The organism is Engelhardtia mirabilis, assembly GCF_007748095.1.
Taxonomy (GTDB): Bacteria; Planctomycetota; UBA1135; order UBA1135.
Genome location: NZ_CP036287.1, coordinates 3,991,545 through 4,008,551 on the forward strand (window position 1 = coordinate 3,991,545; position 17,007 = coordinate 4,008,551).

Annotated in this window: 15 protein-coding genes; 5 read left to right on the forward strand and 10 right to left on the reverse strand. The window is 70.5% G+C overall.

The genetic code is table 11. The annotated features are described in order from the left end of the window. The first annotated feature begins 185 nt into the window (after positions 1-185). Positions 186-1,286, forward strand: a complete 1,101-nt coding sequence (locus tag Pla133_RS14795; RefSeq protein WP_145066550.1) for an NHL repeat-containing protein — start codon at positions 186-188, stop codon at positions 1,284-1,286. Between the two features lie 127 nt (positions 1,287-1,413). Next, positions 1,414-2,715, forward strand: a complete 1,302-nt coding sequence (locus Pla133_RS14800; RefSeq protein WP_145066552.1) for a hypothetical protein — start codon at positions 1,414-1,416, stop codon at positions 2,713-2,715. A gap of 203 nt (positions 2,716-2,918) precedes the next feature. On the opposite strand, the gene Pla133_RS14805 is transcribed toward Pla133_RS14800, so the two are convergent. Further along, positions 2,919-3,419: a single-stranded DNA-binding protein gene (locus tag Pla133_RS14805; protein ID WP_145066554.1), complete on the reverse strand. Its 501-nt coding sequence runs from the start codon at positions 3,417-3,419 to the stop codon at positions 2,919-2,921. 314 nt (positions 3,420-3,733) lie between these two features. Between Pla133_RS14805 and Pla133_RS14810 the strand changes: the two genes are divergently transcribed. After that, positions 3,734-4,129, forward strand: coding sequence for a PilZ domain-containing protein (locus Pla133_RS14810; protein WP_145066556.1), 396 nt, complete (start codon positions 3,734-3,736; stop codon positions 4,127-4,129). Positions 4,130-4,276: 147 nt separating this feature from the next. On the opposite strand, the gene prmC is transcribed toward Pla133_RS14810, so the two are convergent. The 9 genes from prmC to ffh all read right to left on the reverse strand — a co-directional run bounded on the left by prmC (position 4,277) and on the right by ffh (position 14,782). Beyond that, positions 4,277-5,125 (reverse strand): peptide chain release factor N(5)-glutamine methyltransferase, encoded by an 849-nt coding sequence (gene prmC, locus Pla133_RS14815; RefSeq protein ID WP_145066558.1) that lies wholly within the window; start codon positions 5,123-5,125, stop codon positions 4,277-4,279. A 38-nt stretch (positions 5,126-5,163) separates the two neighbouring features. Then, a complete protein-coding gene (locus tag Pla133_RS14820) occupies positions 5,164-5,967 on the reverse strand; it encodes a hypothetical protein (RefSeq protein WP_145066560.1) in 804 nt (267 codons plus the stop codon). 273 nt (positions 5,968-6,240) lie between these two features. Continuing rightward, positions 6,241-7,323 (reverse strand): peptide chain release factor 1, encoded by a 1,083-nt coding sequence (prfA, locus tag Pla133_RS14825; RefSeq protein WP_145066562.1) that lies wholly within the window; start codon positions 7,321-7,323, stop codon positions 6,241-6,243. Further along, complete coding sequence (locus Pla133_RS14830; RefSeq protein ID WP_145066564.1) at positions 7,323-7,958, reverse strand: Maf family protein; 636 nt, start codon at positions 7,956-7,958, stop codon at positions 7,323-7,325. The genes prfA and Pla133_RS14830 overlap by 1 nt, the downstream gene beginning before the upstream one ends. Before the next feature lie 47 nt (positions 7,959-8,005). Next, positions 8,006-9,427, reverse strand: a complete 1,422-nt coding sequence (locus Pla133_RS26325) for a hypothetical protein (protein ID WP_419191556.1) — start codon at positions 9,425-9,427, stop codon at positions 8,006-8,008. Between the two features lie 322 nt (positions 9,428-9,749). Continuing rightward, the gene (gene rpsP / locus Pla133_RS14840; protein WP_145066566.1) at positions 9,750-10,169 is read right to left on the reverse strand and encodes a 30S ribosomal protein S16; all 420 of its coding nucleotides are present in this window, start codon (positions 10,167-10,169) and stop codon (positions 9,750-9,752) included. Between the two features lie 994 nt (positions 10,170-11,163). Further along, positions 11,164-12,123, reverse strand: coding sequence for a hypothetical protein (locus Pla133_RS14845; protein ID WP_145066568.1), 960 nt, complete (start codon positions 12,121-12,123; stop codon positions 11,164-11,166). A gap of 142 nt (positions 12,124-12,265) precedes the next feature. Continuing rightward, entirely contained in the window at positions 12,266-12,694 is a 429-nt protein-coding gene (locus Pla133_RS14850) for a hypothetical protein (protein ID WP_145066569.1), read from the reverse strand. 459 nt (positions 12,695-13,153) lie between these two features. Then, on the reverse strand, positions 13,154-14,782 hold the full coding sequence (gene ffh / locus Pla133_RS14855; protein WP_419191557.1) for a signal recognition particle protein: 1,629 nt from the start codon (positions 14,780-14,782) through the stop codon (positions 13,154-13,156). Positions 14,783-14,854: 72 nt separating this feature from the next. On the opposite strand from ffh, the gene Pla133_RS14860 reads away from it, so the two are divergent. Together Pla133_RS14860 and Pla133_RS14865 are read left to right on the forward strand one after the other, a co-directional pair. Then, positions 14,855-15,940: a hypothetical protein gene (locus tag Pla133_RS14860; protein WP_145066571.1), complete on the forward strand. Its 1,086-nt coding sequence runs from the start codon at positions 14,855-14,857 to the stop codon at positions 15,938-15,940. Between the two features lie 7 nt (positions 15,941-15,947). After that, positions 15,948-16,976 (forward strand): Gfo/Idh/MocA family protein, encoded by a 1,029-nt coding sequence (locus tag Pla133_RS14865; RefSeq protein WP_145066573.1) that lies wholly within the window; start codon positions 15,948-15,950, stop codon positions 16,974-16,976. Positions 16,977-17,007 lie beyond the last annotated feature (31 nt).

Sequence of the window (17,007 nt, forward strand, 5' to 3'; positions counted from 1 at the left end):
GAGGCCCGCCGGCGGGGTCTGGGTGCGGGGAATTGGCGGATGACCGCGCCCGGCGGGTTCGGCGGCGGCTGTTCCCTGGCCCCCTGGATTCACCGGCGCGGGCCGGACCGCCGCGGCGCACGTCCAGCGAAGGGCCGGTCCCGCGGACGTCCTTCGAGGGCGAGCTCGGTGGCAGGATGGGAGCCATGAAGAACTGGACCGTACCCGCCACATCAGCGCTCGCAGCTCTCGCCACCCTCGCAGCCCTGACTCCCGCGTCGGCCGCGCAGACGCCGACCGGCGTCATCACCGTGAGCTACTTCCAGAAGGCCTACGAGATGGACCTCGACGGCGGCCCCGCGACGACCCTCGCGACGATCTTCGGCGTGCGCCCCAACGCCATGGCCAAGGACGCAGCCGGTCGGCTGTGGACGACGGGGAATCCCAGCTCCACCGCCGGCGACCTGATGCTGGTGCGGCTCGATCCGTTCACGGGAGCGACGCTGGACGAGCGCCCGATCCTGGGGCTGGAGAGCGTGCGGGGCTTGACCTTCCTTCCGGACGGCAGCCTGCTCGCCGTCGAAGGCGACAGCACCGGCGGCCCCTCGGAGTTGTACGAGATCGCTGTCGACGGGACCGCGCTGCCGCGGGGTGTCACGGGCAGCCTCGCGATCCAGAGTTTGCACTGGCACGGGGCGCGCCTGCTGGGCGGCACCTCCTCGGCCGTGGTCGAGCTGGACCCGGCGACGGGCGCCGTGCTCTCGACGCTGATCGCGGACACACCGTCGATGCAATGGATGGCGACTGACGCCTGTGGCGACCTGTATGGCGGCTGGGGCAAGTTCCACCGGCTCGACGTCGACGCCGGCACCTGGATCGACCTCGGCTTCCTGCCCTACGGCGACAACCGCGGCTTCGAGTTCCAGCCCGTGCCGAGCACCGTGGAGGTCATCCCCGGCTCGCCCGCCAACCCGCTGGTCTTCGGCCTGGCGCCGGGGACGGACGCCCTGATCGGCAGGACCCTGAAGCTCGCCGTCGACCACACCACCTTCGTCTCCTCGGCCGTCCAGGACGTACTACTGCTGGGCTACACCCAGGCGAACATCCCGACCTTTGCCGGGACCCTGTCGCTGGTCGCGGTCGGCGGCGGCCCCTACTTCTTCGACCAGGTCGGGCTCTACGCGGTCGACATCCCGCTCAGCTGTGGGCTGTTCGGACTGGACCTCTACTTCCAGGCCGCCTCGATCTCCCCCGACAGCGGCATCAGCCTGACCAACGCGATCCGCGTGCAGTTCGGCTGGAACTGAATGGAGCTTCGCGCGGTTGGCGCCGCGGCCTTCGGCGGCCCCGCCCGGGTCACGGGCAGGTAACGGGCTGCGCGGAGCGCCGTGCCCATGGAATCCGAGGGTTAGGGTGACCGAACGCGGAGAGCCCATGATCACCACGACCTTGCTCGCAGCGAGCCTCCGCGCCGCCGCGCCCGCCGACGCCATCGACCGCTGCCGCAACTCCCTCTGTTCGCCGGGCGACCTCGACGGAGACGGCGTGTCCGACGTGGTCGTCGCCGGGCGGCTCGCCGCCGAGGTCTTCGGCTGGGGCGGATGCAGCGTCCCGACCGTGCGGGCCCTGAGCGGGGTCGACGGCAGCCCGCTGTGGACAGCCGAGGGCCAGCCGGGCTTCGGCCTCGAGGTCGCCGCGGCGGGCGATCTGGACGGCGACGGGATCGGGGACGTGGCCGTCGCCTCGCCGAGGGCCTCGGAGGTCTGGAGGGTCACCTCCGGCCCCCTGGTGCTGCTCTCCGGCGGCAGCGGCGCGCGCCTGGCAACCGTCCAGTCGCCCCGGGGCATCGCCGCGTTCGGCACCTCGATCAGCGCCGGACTGCAACTCGTCGGCGACCCGACGCCCGACGTCCTCGTGGGCGCTGACCGGTGCGTCGTGCTGGTGGACGGCGGCCTGCGGCGGCCCGTGTCCCTGTGGTACCGGACCGAGGCCGCGGTGGTCTCGGCCGGCTTCGAGGTGGACGAGTCGGGCGCACTGGTCGCGCCGGCGGAGGCCAGATCCCAGTTCGGCAGGTCCTCGTCGAACCTGGAAGTCGCCGGCTTCGGCATCGCGGACCTCGACGGCGACGGCCGGGGCGAGGTCTTGATCCCCCGCTTCTCGGGCATCTGGCCCGCTCCGTCGACGCAACCGCTGCCGGAGTTCACCGAGCCACTTGCGCTGCGACGTGGCCTCCCGTTGCGAGACGGTTGGGCCGCCACCTGGTTGGTGGACGCCTCGGGGGTGCCCGACGCCGTCGTCACCACGACCATCGACGAGAGCATCTCGGCCACGGACCTCGAGACCGGGGAGGAGCGTTGGTCCCACGACTACAGCGGCGGCTACCTGCAGGCAGAGGGGGCGACGATCGCCCGCGTGGGCGACTTCGACGGCGACGGTCTGGCGGACCTGGCGCACACGGCGAACGAGACGGGCATGGACTGCGACGGGGGATTCCTGGTGATCCACTCCGCGGCGGACGGGTCGGTCCTGCGCCAGCTCGACGTCGTCGGCCTCGACGACTCGCTGCTCCCGATCGAGGGCGATTGGTGCCGCTCGGGCTACGACGTGACGGCCCTCGACGACTCGGACGGCGACGGTTTCCCCGAGCTCGCCCTCCACGCCCCGCGCTACCGCCAGGTGCGCCTGCTCGACGGGCGGACCCTCGAGCCGCGCTGGAACGTGAACCTCGGCCGCTGACAGCGGGTCCAAGGCGGCGGATGCATCTGGTCGCTCGGGAGTCACCGGCAGTGCGGCACGAGGGCTGTCCAGCCGGCCCAGTGGCCGAAGGGCGCGGGCTCCGCCGAACGGCCGACGGGGCCCGTGGGCCCCGTCGGTAGTCGCGTCAGTCGATGCCGCAGGGTCGAACTCCTGTCGGCACGCGGCCCGTCGCCGCTCGGATCTCAGAAGGGCGTGTCGGACATCTCGTCCTCGAAGGACGGGGAGCCGCCCCAGGCGTCGTCGCCGCCTTGGTCGGAGGAGCCGCCGGACTGCTGCGGAGGGGCGCTGCGCTGCTGGCTGCTTCCGCCGCCGCCCCAGGAACCGCCGCCCCCACCGCCGCCGCCGTCTTCCTTGCCGCCGACGAACTCCCAGTTGTCACCGACCACGTAGAGCTTGGAGCGCTTGCCGCCGCCGTTCTTGTCCTCCCAGGTGTCGAGGCGCAGCTTGCCCTCGATGAAGGCCGACTTGCCCTTGGTGTGGAAGCGCGCGAAGGCCTCGCCGCGCTTGCCGAACATGGTCACGTCGACGAAGGTCGGGCGGTCCTGCCACTGACCATCCTGGGTCTGGAAGCGCTCGTTCACGGCCAGGCCGAAGTTGACGATCGCCGTGCCGCTCTGGGCGAAGCGGGTCTCGGGGTCGCGGGTCAGGTTGCCCATCAGAAGGACTTTGTTGTAGCTCGCCATCGTGTCGTGTTGCGGCTCGCAGCCGCCAAGGGGCCGTTGGTACGGCCAGGGAGGAGAGGGAGTCAGATTTCGATTGCTGCGCGGGCGGCGCCGTGCCGCCGGGAGCGGGAGGACGCCCTGGAGCTCGGCTCCTGGGGTGCTTCCCCGGGCGAGCCGCTGGCCCGCCCGAGCCCCGATCCTACTCCCGGCGGGGTTGCCGATCACCTCCCGGCAGGCGTCCCTCCAGACGGTCTACCCGGCCTCCGTCGTTGCGCTGGAGGGGGCGGGGTGCCTACCTTCGGCCATCCCCCGGCCACCACCCAGCCAGCCCCCCCATGAGCGACTCTCCCTCCGCCCCCCGCGATCGTGGCCCCGCCGTCGACGAGCGCCGCAAGCACGCCCGCGCCAAGGCGGAGTGGTCGGCGCGCATCGCCCTGGAGAAGGGCTTCACCGAGGTGCAACTGCGCGACATCAGCGCCGCCGGGGCCTGCTTCTTCTCCGATCGGGAGATCCCCGAGCTGACCCTGCTCGGACTGCACATCGACGTGCCCGATGGCGAGGGCGGCAAGCTGTCGATCGACTCGCGCGGCGTGGTCGTGCGCTGCGCCAAGATCAGCCCGCACCTCGACCACTACGAGGTCGCGGTCTTCATGAACGAGCTCAACGACGAGCAGCGCGCTTCGGTCAATCGCTACGTGGCCGTGCGCAATGCCGACGGCCCGACGGCCTGACCGCGCTCGTCGAGCCTCGGCGACCGGCGCCTTCAGCTCGTGGCTGCACCCGGTGTCAGGCCCGGTATCAGGGTAGTTGCCGCCCGCGGACGACGTCGATCGAGGCTCGACGGACGCGCGTGGGCGAGTGGCGCAGGTCCCTAGCGTTCAGCTCGCGAGGCTCGGCAGTTCCAGCACTCGCTCGTGGCCGCCGAGGTCCTTGTGGAACTTGCCCTCGACGCCGCGCTCGGCCATTCGTTCGCGCAGGCGCGGGGCCTGGTCGTAGCCGAGCTCGATCAACAGCACCCCTCCGGGCCGCAGCAGGGCCAGGCCCTGGTCCATCAGGCGCAGCGCCCAATGGTCCGGATCCCCGGCCGGCGCGAACAGGGCTTCGACCGGCTCGTGGTCGCGCACCTCACGGGCAAGGTCGCCTGCGTGACCGGGGTCGATGTAGGGCGGATTCGACACGATCAGGTCGAAGCGCGCGGTCTCGGACCTCCAGGGCCCCAGACCGTCGCCGCGGTGGAAGCTGACGTCCGCACCCAGGCGGGCGGCGTTGGCCAGGGCGCGATTCAGCGCCGGCTCCGACACGTCGATCGCATCGACCGTCGAACCCGGCAACTCGAGCGCCAGGGTCACAGCCAGGCAACCGCTGCCAGTGCCCACGTCGAGCACCCGCGCCCCGCCGGAGGGGAACAGGGTCTGCTTGGCCCAGTCGCGGGCGAGATCGACGATCAGCTCCGTTTCCGGCCGCGGGATCAGGACCCCGGGCCCGACCTCGAAGCCGCGACCGTAGAACTCGCGCTCGCCGATCAAGTAGGCGACGGGCTCGCCCTTGGCCCGACGCACGAGGAGCTCGCGCGCCGCGACGACCTCGGTCTCGACGACCGGCCGGTCGAGCTGCAGGAACAGGTCCAACCGCCCCAGGCCCAACGCGTGGGACACCAGGAGCTCCGCGTCGAGGCGGAATTCCTCGAGCCCCTTGCGCTGCAAGAACTCCCGTCCCCGCGCGAGCATCTCGCGTGCGACGCGCGGGGGACCCTCGACAGCCGTCACTAGCTCTTGCGCGCCGCTCGCGCCGCCTTGCGGGCCTCGACCGCGGCGGCCTTCTTGGCGTCGCCTTCCTTTTTGGCCTCCATCAGCGCGAGCACCATCGTGTAGACGGCGAACAGGCCCGCACCGGCCGAGAGGATGCTGCCGAGCAGCGCGGGCACCTTCGAGCCGATGTTGCCGCCGCCGATGGTCTGGATCAGGATCGACGTCCCGGCCAACGCCGGGCCGATGAAGAGCATCGGGAAGATCGGCGAGAAGTGCGCGCCCTTGCGGTAGGCGAAGATGTGGACCAGGGTGCCGCCGCCGAGCAGCAGCGAGCCGACCTCGACCATGGCCTTCAGCAGATCACCCATCTGGGGATCGGCCAGGGGCAGGAGGAAGCCCGCGCCGGCCACGAGGAAGGCGAGGATGTGCAGCGGCGTCGGGATCAGCTGCAGGATGTGGTCCTTGAAGCCGCGCGTCTTGGTCCCCCACTCCGGGCCCCAACGGGCCTTGCCGAGGGCGCCCAGGCCGGCCGGGACCGGATCGTCGGTTCGAGCGACGACGCAGCAGTAGAGCAGGAAGCAGCCCAGCGCCACGACCGCCTTGGCTGCCACAGTGGTGACCCAGCCGCCATCGTGGCCGTACCACGGGATCAGCGACCCGACCACCAGCACCCAGGCCGCCTTGTTCAGCAGCAGGGGCGCGGTCTCGAGCTTGCGCTCCTTCGGGCGGAAGGGAATTTTCCCCTCCTTGAGCAGCGTGGCGCCCTCCGGGAGGTCTTGCAGGACGGCGGGCGGGGTCGGGGATGCGCTGGCGTCGGTCATGGTCGGGAAGGGGGTCGTCGCGGGTCTCGGTGGCCAACGCAACGCGTGCCTGGCGGTTCACCGACCGCGCGGCCGGGGACGGAGCATTCTCCACCGAGGCCCCGGCGGTGCAAGCCCCCGCGGCGCCGAGGTGCCGCCTGGGACCCGTGGGAGGGGCCGGGGACAGGAGATCTGTGGAACTCGGTCGGTCGGCACCGCTTCGGGTGGAGCGAGCCCAGTCCGGCGGGGTGACGCTCCGCGAGATCGCTTCGAGGCGCCGAACCCGGCCGCCCCTCAGAGGCGCGCGATGCGCTCCTCGCGGTCCTGCTCGACGAGCTGCTCGAGCAGCGGGTCGAGCCGGCCCCCCACGATCGACTCGAGGCTGAAGTTGGCCCCGAGGCGGTGGTCGCTGACGCGGTTCTGGGGGAAGTTGTAGGTCCGCACGCGCTGGCTGCGGTCGCCCGAGCCGACCTGCTCCTTGCGCTCGGCGGCGCGCGCATCGTGGACCCGCTGACGCTCGGCCTCGAACAGGCGCGAGCGCAGCACGCGCATGGCCTTGGCCTTGTTCTTGTGCTGCGACTTCTCGTCCTGGCACTGGACCACGGTGCCGGTCGGAAGGTGCGTGATCCGCACGGCCGAGGAGGTCGTGTTCACCGATTGGCCGCCGGGGCCGCCCGCGCGCATGGTGTCGATCCGCAGGTCCTCGTCGCGCAGGTCCACGTCGACTTCCTCGGCCTCGGGCAGCACTGCAACCGTCGCCGCGGAGGTGTGGATGCGCCCCTGGGACTCGGTGCTCGGCACGCGCTGCACGCGGTGACCGCCGGACTCGAAGCGCAACAGGTTCCAAGCGCCCTCGCCCTCGACGGCGAAGGTGACGTCCTTGATACCGCCCACTTCGGTCGGGGAGATGTCGATCACCTCCTTCCGCCAATGGCGGGCTTCGATGTACTTGGAGTACATCGTGTACAGATCACCGACGAAGAGCGTCGCCTCGTCACCGCCGGTCCCGGCACGGACCTCGACGATCACCTTCGTGCGCAGCAGGTCGTCGTCCTTGACCAGCTCGCCCTTGATGCGGTGTTCGAGGGCCTCCTCCTTCTCGTCCAGCCCGTCGAGGTCCTCGCGCGCGATGTCGGCCAGCTCGTCGTCGGCGTCGGGCTCGTCCAGGATCGCCTCGGCGTCCTCGCGCACCGACCTCAGCCGCTGGAGCTCCTCGAACAGCTCCGCCGAGCGCTCGAGCATCCCGCGCTCGCGCAGGGCTTCCGAGTAGCGCTTGGGAGCGCCCGCGACCTCGGGATCGGCCAAGAGCGAGGTCAGCTCCGCGTAGCGCGCCGCGCGCTGGGCCAACTTCGACGCGATGGTCGGGGAGACACCCATCAGCGTTGACCTCCACGCAGCGGCAACGGTGCGCCAGCCGATTCCAGGAGTTCCAGCGTCAAGGCCACCGGCAAGCCGACGACGTTGTCGAACCCGCCGCCCGTGAGCTCGGTCACGAATCGATCGGCAGATTCCTGGATGGCGTAGCCGCCGGCCTTGTCGCGCCACTCGCCACTCGCGACGTAGGCATCGATCTCCTCGGCCGTCAGCTCGCGCATGGTCACTGCCGTGGTCTCGGTGGCGGCGTGGGCGGTCGCGCGACCGCCCGCGGCGATCCCCAGGACGCAGACGCCCGTCACGACGCGGTGCGTGGTCCCCGACAGGCTCCGCAACATGCCGGCCGCCTCGCGCGAATCGGCCGCCTTGCCCAGCAAGAGCCAGCCCTGGCTGGCCGGGACGGCCACGATCGTGTCAGCGCCGATCAGCCAGCGCCCCTGGGCCCCGTCACCCAGGGACTCGCGCACGGCCGCGGCCTTGCGCTGGGCCAGTTCGGCGGCCGCAGCCTCGGGCTCCGGCGCGCCATCCAACGATTCGTCCACGTTGGCCGCGAGGACGTCGAAGGCCAGACCCGCCTCCCTGAGGAGGGCGTGCCGTCGGGGAGAGGCCGAGGCCAGGACGATCGCTTCGTGAGCCATGTGGCACTGACGGCCGCTGGTCTCCGCGGACCGCTCGAAGAGCGGCCTCAGCGGGCGCCGGAGCGACTCTTGGTGGACTTCTTCGCCGCCTTCTTCTTGGCGGTCGACTTCTTACCCGCCGGCTTCTTGCTGGCTGACTTCTTCGCCGCCGTCTTCTTGGCAGTCGACTTCTTGGCGGTCGTCTTCTTCGCCGCGGTCTTCTTCGCCGCGGTCTTCTTCGCCGCGGTCTTCTTCGCCGCGGACTTCTTCGCCGCGGGCTTCGCGGCCGCCTTCTTCGCGGTCGGCTTCTTGGCGACCTTGCTGGAGCCCGCCTTCTTGGCCGTCGACTGCTTGGCGACCTTCTTCGCGGTCTTCTTGGGCGCGGACTTCGCCTTGGACGAAACCTTCGCGGTGGTCTTCTTGGCGGCCTTGGAGGCGGCGGGCTTCGCAGCAGCCTTCTTCGCGGCCGCTGCCTGCTTCTTGGCCTCGGCGGCCTGCTTCTTGGCTTCGGCCGCCTTCTGCTTGGCCTCGGCCGCCTTCTTGGCGTCCGCAGCCTTCTTGGCCTCGACCTTCTTGCGCTCGGCGTCCTTGATCTTGGCCACGCGCTCCGCTGCCTTCTTCGCGAGGTCGGCGGTCCTGGCCTTGGCCTTGGCGTCGGCTGAAGCGCGCTTCGACGCGACTGCCTCGGCCTTCTTGCGAGCGCGCTCCTCTTCTTTGCGAACGCGCTCCTCCTCCTTGCGCAGACGCTCGTCCTCGCGCTGGCGGGCGGCCTCGGCCTTGGCCCGGGCGTTCTCGAAGTCGGTCGCGGCCTTCTTGCCGAAGGCCGTCGAGCGCAGCGCAGCGATGGTCAGGAAGGGCGGGTTCTCCTCGTCGTTCCAGCGCTCGAGGATGTCGTGCAGGGCGATCGTCAGGGCCAGCTCGCGGCCCTTGGGCACCAGGGGGTCGAAGGCCTCGTGGGCCTTCTTGACCGACGACGTCTTCGGCCCCAGGTCGAGCTTCTCGAGGAACTTGATCAGCCCCAGGTGCAGCGGCACCTTGCCCTCACCGGCCAGCCACAGCAGGTAGGACCCGCGCGCGAGCCCCAGGACCTTGAACTCCGACAGTTTCTTCGCGCCCTCGGCGACGTCGTCGCGCAGGAACTCGAGGTCCAGGCCGTGGGTCTCCTGGAAGACGTCCTGGAGGTACTCCTTGACCGCCATGGCCGGCGCGCGGAGCTCGTTCAGGAGCTCGAAGCCGGTCTTGCGCGAGCTGGTCTTGATCGACTGGGCGATCTCCTGGACTTGGCTGACGCGCAACTCGTTCCAATCCACGTAGGTGGACCGCAACGACCGCACGGAAGCCTCGGCCTGGGTGGGCGTCAGGTGCTCGAGCAGCACCATATACATCCCGTGCTCGAGGAGGTCGAACCCCTCCACCGGAGCCTTCGGCAGGGGGAGGGGAAACTGATGCTCGTCGAGGAGCTTGACGATCAGGTCGGACTTCTTGCTCACGGGCGGCGAACGGGGTTGTTCGGTTCGGCTGCGCGAAGGGCGCGCGGGGCGGAGCTGCACGCGCCGGGGATCGGCGCGTGGCGGTGGGGTCGTCGCCCCGGCCGCCTGGCCGAGGGCATCACGCGCGGAACGGATAGGGTCGGCCTATCGGCGCTGGTGAGCACCTGGCGGGCCACCTCCGCGGGCGCAGCAGACGTCGAAGCGGGCGACGGTCGCGCGGTCTCGTGCCCTCGCAGGGCGTCTTGACCCTCGCAGGGCAGGGGGTCGGGGATCGGCACGTCGTCCGATCCAGGCCCCCCGCGCGACCGTCACTCGAGCGGCGCTACTCCGCGGCGCCAGCAGCCGCCTTGGCCGCCTTGCGAGCGGCGGCGCGCTCGTCCCGACGGGCCGATTTGGCCGCGGCGAAGCTGGCCTTGCGCTGGGCGCGGTTCGCGCGCTTCTTCGTGTCCTTGGCGCGTCCGGGGCGCTCGCGCTTGGGCTTCTCGACCTTGCCCTCGTAGACGTTCTCCCGCACGAACAGGTTGTTGACCGTGTGGCTGGGCTTGGCGCCGCGATCGAGCCAGAAGCGGGCGCGTTCGACGTCGAGTCGAAGTCGCAGGTCCTCGACCGGCGAGATCGGGTCGTAGATGCCGAGGGTCTCGAGGGTGCGGCCGTCGCGCGGGTTGCGGGAATCAGCGACGGAGATGCGGTAGCAGGGGGCGTTCTTACGCCCGGTGCGCTTCATGCGGATGACGACGGCCATGGTTCGAGTCGGTCGATGTGGTGAGAGTCGAGAGAACCCACCGGCGGCAGGCCGGCGGACGGTCCCGGCGCACGCGGCGCGGGGACTCACGTTGTCCGCCGCAGGTCCGGCGCCCCCTGGAGACTGAACAGAAGACTGATCAGCCGTAGGGGCCGGTTGCGGCGGTCGTCTCGGGCGGACCCGAGGCTTCAGACGACGCGAGCGCGCCGACTGGAGGGCGAGGAGCATAGCGGCCCGGCCCCCCGGGAGCCAGCCTGGGGGAGCGTCAGGGCGCCCTCGCCCCGACCGAGTCCGGCCATCGGCTCACCTGGGCGCCGCGGCCTGGGCGCCGCCGGCCCCTCGGGTGGAGGCCCGACCGGCGGGATCGGGGCCAGCGGGCCAGGAGGCTGCGTCACAGGATGCGGATTCGCCGGTGCTCGACCCTGGCTCGAGCGCAAGGCGCATCAACTTCGCCGTAGCCTCGGCGCCACGGGGTAGTCGGCGCAGGGCCGCGATCGAGTTCGGGGCGAGTGGCGGCGGGTTCGCACTCTGTGGCGCAGGCTCCTGGTCCGCCGCCCCGAATCCGGCCCGGTTGGGTCACCGGAGGGGCCTGGGATCCCAGCGCCGGGGGTCGGCGCGAGATCCCGGCCGAGCAGCGAGTCCGGCGGACTTGCTGCGGCGCGAGATCCGGGGGGCAGCCGACCCCGTCGAGTCGTGGATCGTGGCGGGTCCCGGATCCGTGCGGGTCCCGGATCCGTGCGGGTCCCGGATCCGTGCGGGTCCCGGATCGGGAGACGACCCCCTCGCGGCGACGTCAGGGCTCGGCCGGCGCGCCCTCGCGCCTCCCCGCGCCCCCCGCCGGCCCGGCCCGGCCCGGCCGCGATGGCGCTCCTGGCGGACTCCGGGCCGCCCGCGACGGAGGGGCGAGGGACACCGGTCCCCCACTGCCTGGACTGCAGGCGTGGCGGGCGCGAGGGACCTCAGCTCGACGTCGGCGGTGTGGCGCCTTCGCCTGCTACTCCCACCAGAGCCGATCCCAGTGTCCCGGTGCGCCGTAGGGGAGCTGCTTCCACTGTGACTTGGTCATCCAAGTTGGCTCGTCCACGATGCCATCCTCGTCCGAATCGACGACGAGGACCCGGTAGGGCGGCTCCGTCGGCGAGTAGGAGCCTCTCAGGTAGGCCACGAGCTGCAGTCCGTGCTCGGCGTCGGACCAGACCATCATCTGACTCAACGTACCGAGAACCGGAACCTCCGCCGACGTCACGACCGGCGACGGAGTCGTCAGCTCGTCGTCGAGTGGATCCGCGCTGTGCTCGACCACGCTGCTGTGATAGATCGCCTTCTCGAGGTGCGAATAGAAGTAGACCTGCTCTCCATCGGGAGTCACAGCGATCTTGGCCGGGAGAACGCCCGGCAGCGTCAGCATCCTCTGGCGTTCCGCCGCGGGCAGCTGCGTCGATTCGGGCGCGACGAAGGGGCCTCCACCGAGAATGGATCGAACGGCGCTTCCACCCGATATCGCTCCACCCTGGGCCACCCAAGTCACCGACCAACCACCGGGGCGCCGGTCGAACATCCAGCGCTCCAGGACGCCATTGTTCGCATCGTCGTACCCCGCGACCCAGAGCACATCCCCCCCGGCCGCCGCCGCAAGGTGGGTGACCGTGAATGACACGGACTCCTCCCCCGTCGCGACGCTCCAGGGCTCCGCGTCCGACGCGCGCTCCTTGCGAGTGCGGACGACGGCATGGCCCAGGGCCGTGGCATCGAATCGCTGCCCGAAGAGTCCGCTCGAGTATCCAGTGACGAAGACGGCGTCGGGGTCGAGCTCCTCGAGCGCAATCGGCTCCAAATCGGCCGCTTGCCCCGTTCGGGAACCCGCTTCCGCCCGGGTCAAAGCGAGCAAGAAGATCACGACCGTCGAACCGACGAGGCGCAACTTCCTGAACGACGACTGGTTGATTGCTTCCATCGCTTCAGACCTCGCAGCACTCCGGCGTTGGTATGTTGCTGAGCGGACCGGGCCAACCGCTCTGCCCGTTGCAGCGCAAGTTCGCTTTTCGCGCGTCGTAGGTCTTCCCGACCATCGACTGTAGGAACAGGCACAGGGCAATTCAGTCGATGTCCGATTCGACGTCACAAAGATAGTGTGCGATGAACCAGTTGTAGCTCTTGGAGAAGATCACGGCATGCTCGCAGTAGTTGGCCAACCCCGGGCCGCCGTTGCTGGGATCGTGATGGTACTCGTGCACCAAGATCAGCACAAAGGCTCCTGTCAGGGCACCAGGTGTCTCGATCGCGACATCTCCGAGCAGGTCCTGCACCACCGCGACATCGATCTGGATCTCCCCCGTCCCAGCCTCGATGTCGAACTCCCACCGCCCCGGGTTCCCACCGAGCTCGCCCGGCTCGACTTCGACGACCTCGAATCCCGGAGGTGGCGAGAACCCACTCGCCGCAAGTTGGGCGACGGCGACTTGCAGGGAGTCCGCCGACGGCTGTGTCACCTCCGCGCTTGCCCATGGCGACGAGGCCAAGGCCAATAGAGTGGCTCAGATCCGGGCAGCGGTTGCGAGCCACTGACTTCCCACCCGAACACCAAGAGCTGATCTCTCTCGCATCGACAACCCTCCCTAATGAATCACGAAGAAGGTCGCGACTTCATTGCTCGGATGGAAGCGTGACCGGGCACAACCTGATCCGAATTTACAGCCCCACCAATGAGGCAGCGGGCCGGCCGGATATGAATGCGCACCCCTGGAGCAGGGCAGTGATTCGAATCCACTTGACGGCTCCATTCCGAGTTCGATCCAGACCCTCGATCCAATCGACAAGAACGGATACCCAGCGTCCTTGGGCGGAGAAAATTGGACAACTGTCGGCTTCGCCCCGCCCCACCACGATCGCTCGATCCGTCGCGGCCAGCCATCCGAATAGGAGGCCTGATGGCTGGGCAACGCGCTCCGCGCCCGGACCGCCCCTCGCCCCAACTCGTGACAGCCCTATTTGCGCCGGTTCTTGCGCTTCTGCTTGTTCTTGGCCTTCTGCTTGTCCTTGTCGCGCGCGCTGGTGGCCTTGCGGGTGGCGGACTTGCCGCGAGCTCCGGGGACTCCCCCGCCGGCCAGCATCGAGGGGTCGAAGCCCTCCGGCAGACCGCCGCCGCCACCGAGGCCCATCATCGAGCCCAGGCCCTTGGCGGCGCCGCCGAGCCCGCGCGCCGCGCCGCCGAGCTTGTCGAGCATCCCGCCGCCGCCCAGGTCCGCCGCCAGCTCACCGGAGGGCGAGAAGCCCTCGAGGGCGGCGCGCTTGGCCTTGGAGCCCATGCCGGCGCCCATGCCCATCTTCTTCATGACCTTCATGAGCTGCTTCATCTGCTTCCACTGCTTCAGAAGCTGATTCACGGCGCCCACGTCCTGGCCCGCTCCGCGTGCGATCCTGCGCCGCCGGCCCATGTCGATCAGGTCCGGCTGCAGGCGCTCGCGCGCCGTCATCGAAGTGCACAGGGCCTCGATGCGCTTGATGTGCTTGTCGTCGATGTCGAGGTTGTCGAGCTGCTGGCCCACGCCGGGCAGCATCCCCATGACCTTCTTGAGCGGACCCAGGTTCTGGATCATCCGCAGCTGGGCCAGCATGTCCTCGAGCGTGAACGAGCCCATCACCAGGCGCTCGTACTGGGCCTGGGCCTCGGTCTCGTCGATCTTGTCCTGGGCGGCCTCGACCAGGCCGACCACGTCGCCCATGCCCAGGATGCGGCCCGCCACGCGCTCGGCCGAGAAGGCGTCGAGGTCCTCGATCTTCTCGCCGGTGCCGAGGAACAGGATCGGGCACCCGGTGACCTTCTTCAGGCTCAGCGCCGCGCCGCCGCGGGCGTCACCGTCGAACTTGGTCAGGATCACGCCGGTCAGGGACAGGCGCGAGTGGAACTCCTGGGCGGAACGCACGGCGTCCTGGCCCGTCATCGAGTCCACCACCAGGATCTGGTCGTCGGGCGAGGTGCGCCGCGCGATCTCGGCCACCTCGTCCATCAGCTCGTCGTCCACGTGCAGACGGCCGGCCGTGTCGAGGATCACCACGTCGTTGCCCTGGGCGCGGGCGTGGGCCACGCCCCGCTCGCAGACGTCGGCCGGACCCAGGCCCTCCTGGTGGAAGACGGGCACGTTCAGCTTGCGCCCCAGAACGCGCAGCTGCTCCACCGCGGCCGGACGCTTGACGTCGGCGGCCACGAGCAGCGGCCGCTTGGCGTGCTTGGTCACGAGCAGCCGGGCCAGCTTGGCGCAGGTCGTGGTCTTGCCGGCGCCCTGCAGACCGGCCATCAGGATCACCGTCGGACCCGACTTGGCCATCTGCAGCCGGGCGTCCTCGGGGCCCATGAGCTCGACCAGCTCATGGTGCACCGCGGCCACGAACTGATCCGAAGCACTGACCCCCTTGTCGGCGATCTTGGCCTGGCCCAGGGCCCGCTCGCGGACGCTGTCGACGAAGTCCTTAGCGACCTGGAAGTGGACGTCGGCGTCGAGCAGCGCGCGGCGGACGTCCCGCAGGCCCTCCTCGATGTTGCTCTCGGTGAGCTCCTTCTCCCCGCGGAAGCGGTCGAAGGCGCCGGAAAGGCGTTGGGTGAGACTCTGGAACATGGCAGGTGGGTTCGCGGCGGTCGGGCGAGGAGCATAATCGCTCCCGCCCGCTCACCCACCCGTCGATCCGCCATGACCACCCACACCTCGCTGTCACTCCTGGTCCTGACCCTGCTCGCCGCGCCGGCCCAGACGCCCCTGGAGTGGTCGCCGCCGCCCGGGGCCGAGTTGGCCGCCGACCATCGCGTCCAGTGGAAGCTGGAGTTCGAGGGTGCCGCGATCCAGATCATGGGCGAGGACCAGGACCCCGCCGACTTCATCGAGGGCTACGACGAGGACGCCTTCTCGCGCGACATCGAGCTGGCCTTCGCGGCCCGCGACAGCGAGCTGCGGCTGCCCCTGGGCGACACCGCCGATGGCCCCCTGTCCTTCGTGCGCGAGTACGGGGAGTTCACCGTCGACGGCGAGACGCCCGACATGGCCGAGGGCCTGACCGAGGGCGCGCGGGTGCTCTTCCGGCGCGACGGGGACGACGGTTGGGAGCGGCGGCTGCTCGCGGCCGGCGACGACGCGACGGATTCGAAGGCGGGTGAGCCCCTGGAGTCCCTCTCCGCCCTGGCCGAGGATCTGGGCTTCCGACACCTGGTCCCGGGCGAGGCCGTCGAAGCCGGAGCGACCTGGCGCGTCTACCTCTCCGGCCAGGACCTCTTCGACCTGGTCGCTGGCGGCCTCGACGCCGCCGGCGCCCCGACGATCGCCGCCGGTCTCGGGGCCGAGGACGACGAGCGCGAGCTGCTCGGGCGCCTGGGCGAGTTCCTCGACGTGCTCGCCGAGGGAGCCACCGTCGATTGCACCCTGGTCTCCGTCGAGGCCGACGACGACGGGCGCGAGCTGGCCCGCATCGGACTCGCCCTGGAGCACGAGGGCACCCTCGAGCTGAGCCAGTATTTCACAGACACGGTGAAGTTCGACGACGGCAGCGGCGAGGGGCGCACGCCCGAGGTCGAAGCCGAGATGGCGGTGTCGTACTCGGGGACGGGCGAGCTCACCTGGGACCTGGCGGCGGGATGCTTCGCGGCGTTCGAGTTGACGGTGGAGTTCGAGGCCGAGCTCGACGTCGATCTGGCCGCCGACTTCGACGCCTTCACCTTCGAGATCCACGCGGACCTGGACTGGACCGGCGAGCTCACGCACACCGCCGAGGGTTCGGCACAGTAGTCGCCCCATGCAACCGCTCAAGATCGCCCTCCTGGGGCTCGTCCACGGGCACGTGGACTGGGTCCTCGACTCCGCGCGCCTGCGCGACGACATCGAGTTGGTCGGCGTGGCCGAGCACGACCAGGCCCTGTTCAGGCGTCTGACGTCGAAGTACGGCTTCGGAGACCTGCCGCGCACCGACGAGGCAGCCGAGCTGCTCGAGCGCACCAAGCCCGACGCCGTCGTCGTGATGACCGACATCGTCGGGCACCGGGCAGCCCTGGCCGCAGCCGCGGACGCGGGGCTCGCGGCCCTGGTCGAGCGGCCCCTCGACTTCGACCTGGACCACGCCCTGTCCCTGGCCCGCGTCGCTCGTGAGCGCGAGCTGAGCATCCTGACCCACTACGAGACGGCCCACTACCCGGCCATCCGAGCGGCGGCGGACCACCTGCATTCGGGGGACCTGGGTGAGCTCTCGCGCCTGCGGATCCGCGCCGGGCACCAGGGTCCGGCGGCCCTGGGCTGCGCGCCCTCGTTCCTCAAGTGGCTGTTGGATTCCGAGCGCGGCGGCGGCGCGATGGTCGACTTCGCCTGCTTCGGGGTGCACCTGGCCCTGTGGCTGGTCGGCCGGCCCCCCCAGCGCGTCACCGCCTCGACCCAGTCGATCTGGCCCGAGGAGCACCGCGGCGTGGACGACCAGGCCACGCTGCTGCTGGACTTCGACCGGGTCCAGGCGGTGGTCGAGGCCTCCTGGTGCTGGCCCAATCCGGTCAAGGACGTGGAGCTGATCGGCTCGAGCGGCTTCCTGCGGACCGGGCGGGCGGGCACCTACGAGATCGGCGAGATGGACCTGGGCGGCCCCAGCGCGCGCCACACGGCGCCGCCCTTGAGTGGGTCCTTGACCGACGCCTGGACCCAACTGGCCGCCGTGGCGCGGGGCGCGGTGCCCGATCCCCTGTACGGCCTGGACCTGTCCCTGGGCGTGGCCAGCGTGCTGGAGGCCGCGCGCCAGTCCGCGCGCGAGGGGGTCTCGGTGACTCCCCGTCCCTGGGGCTGAAGAAGCGGGCTGGGGATGGCCGATAGCCCGC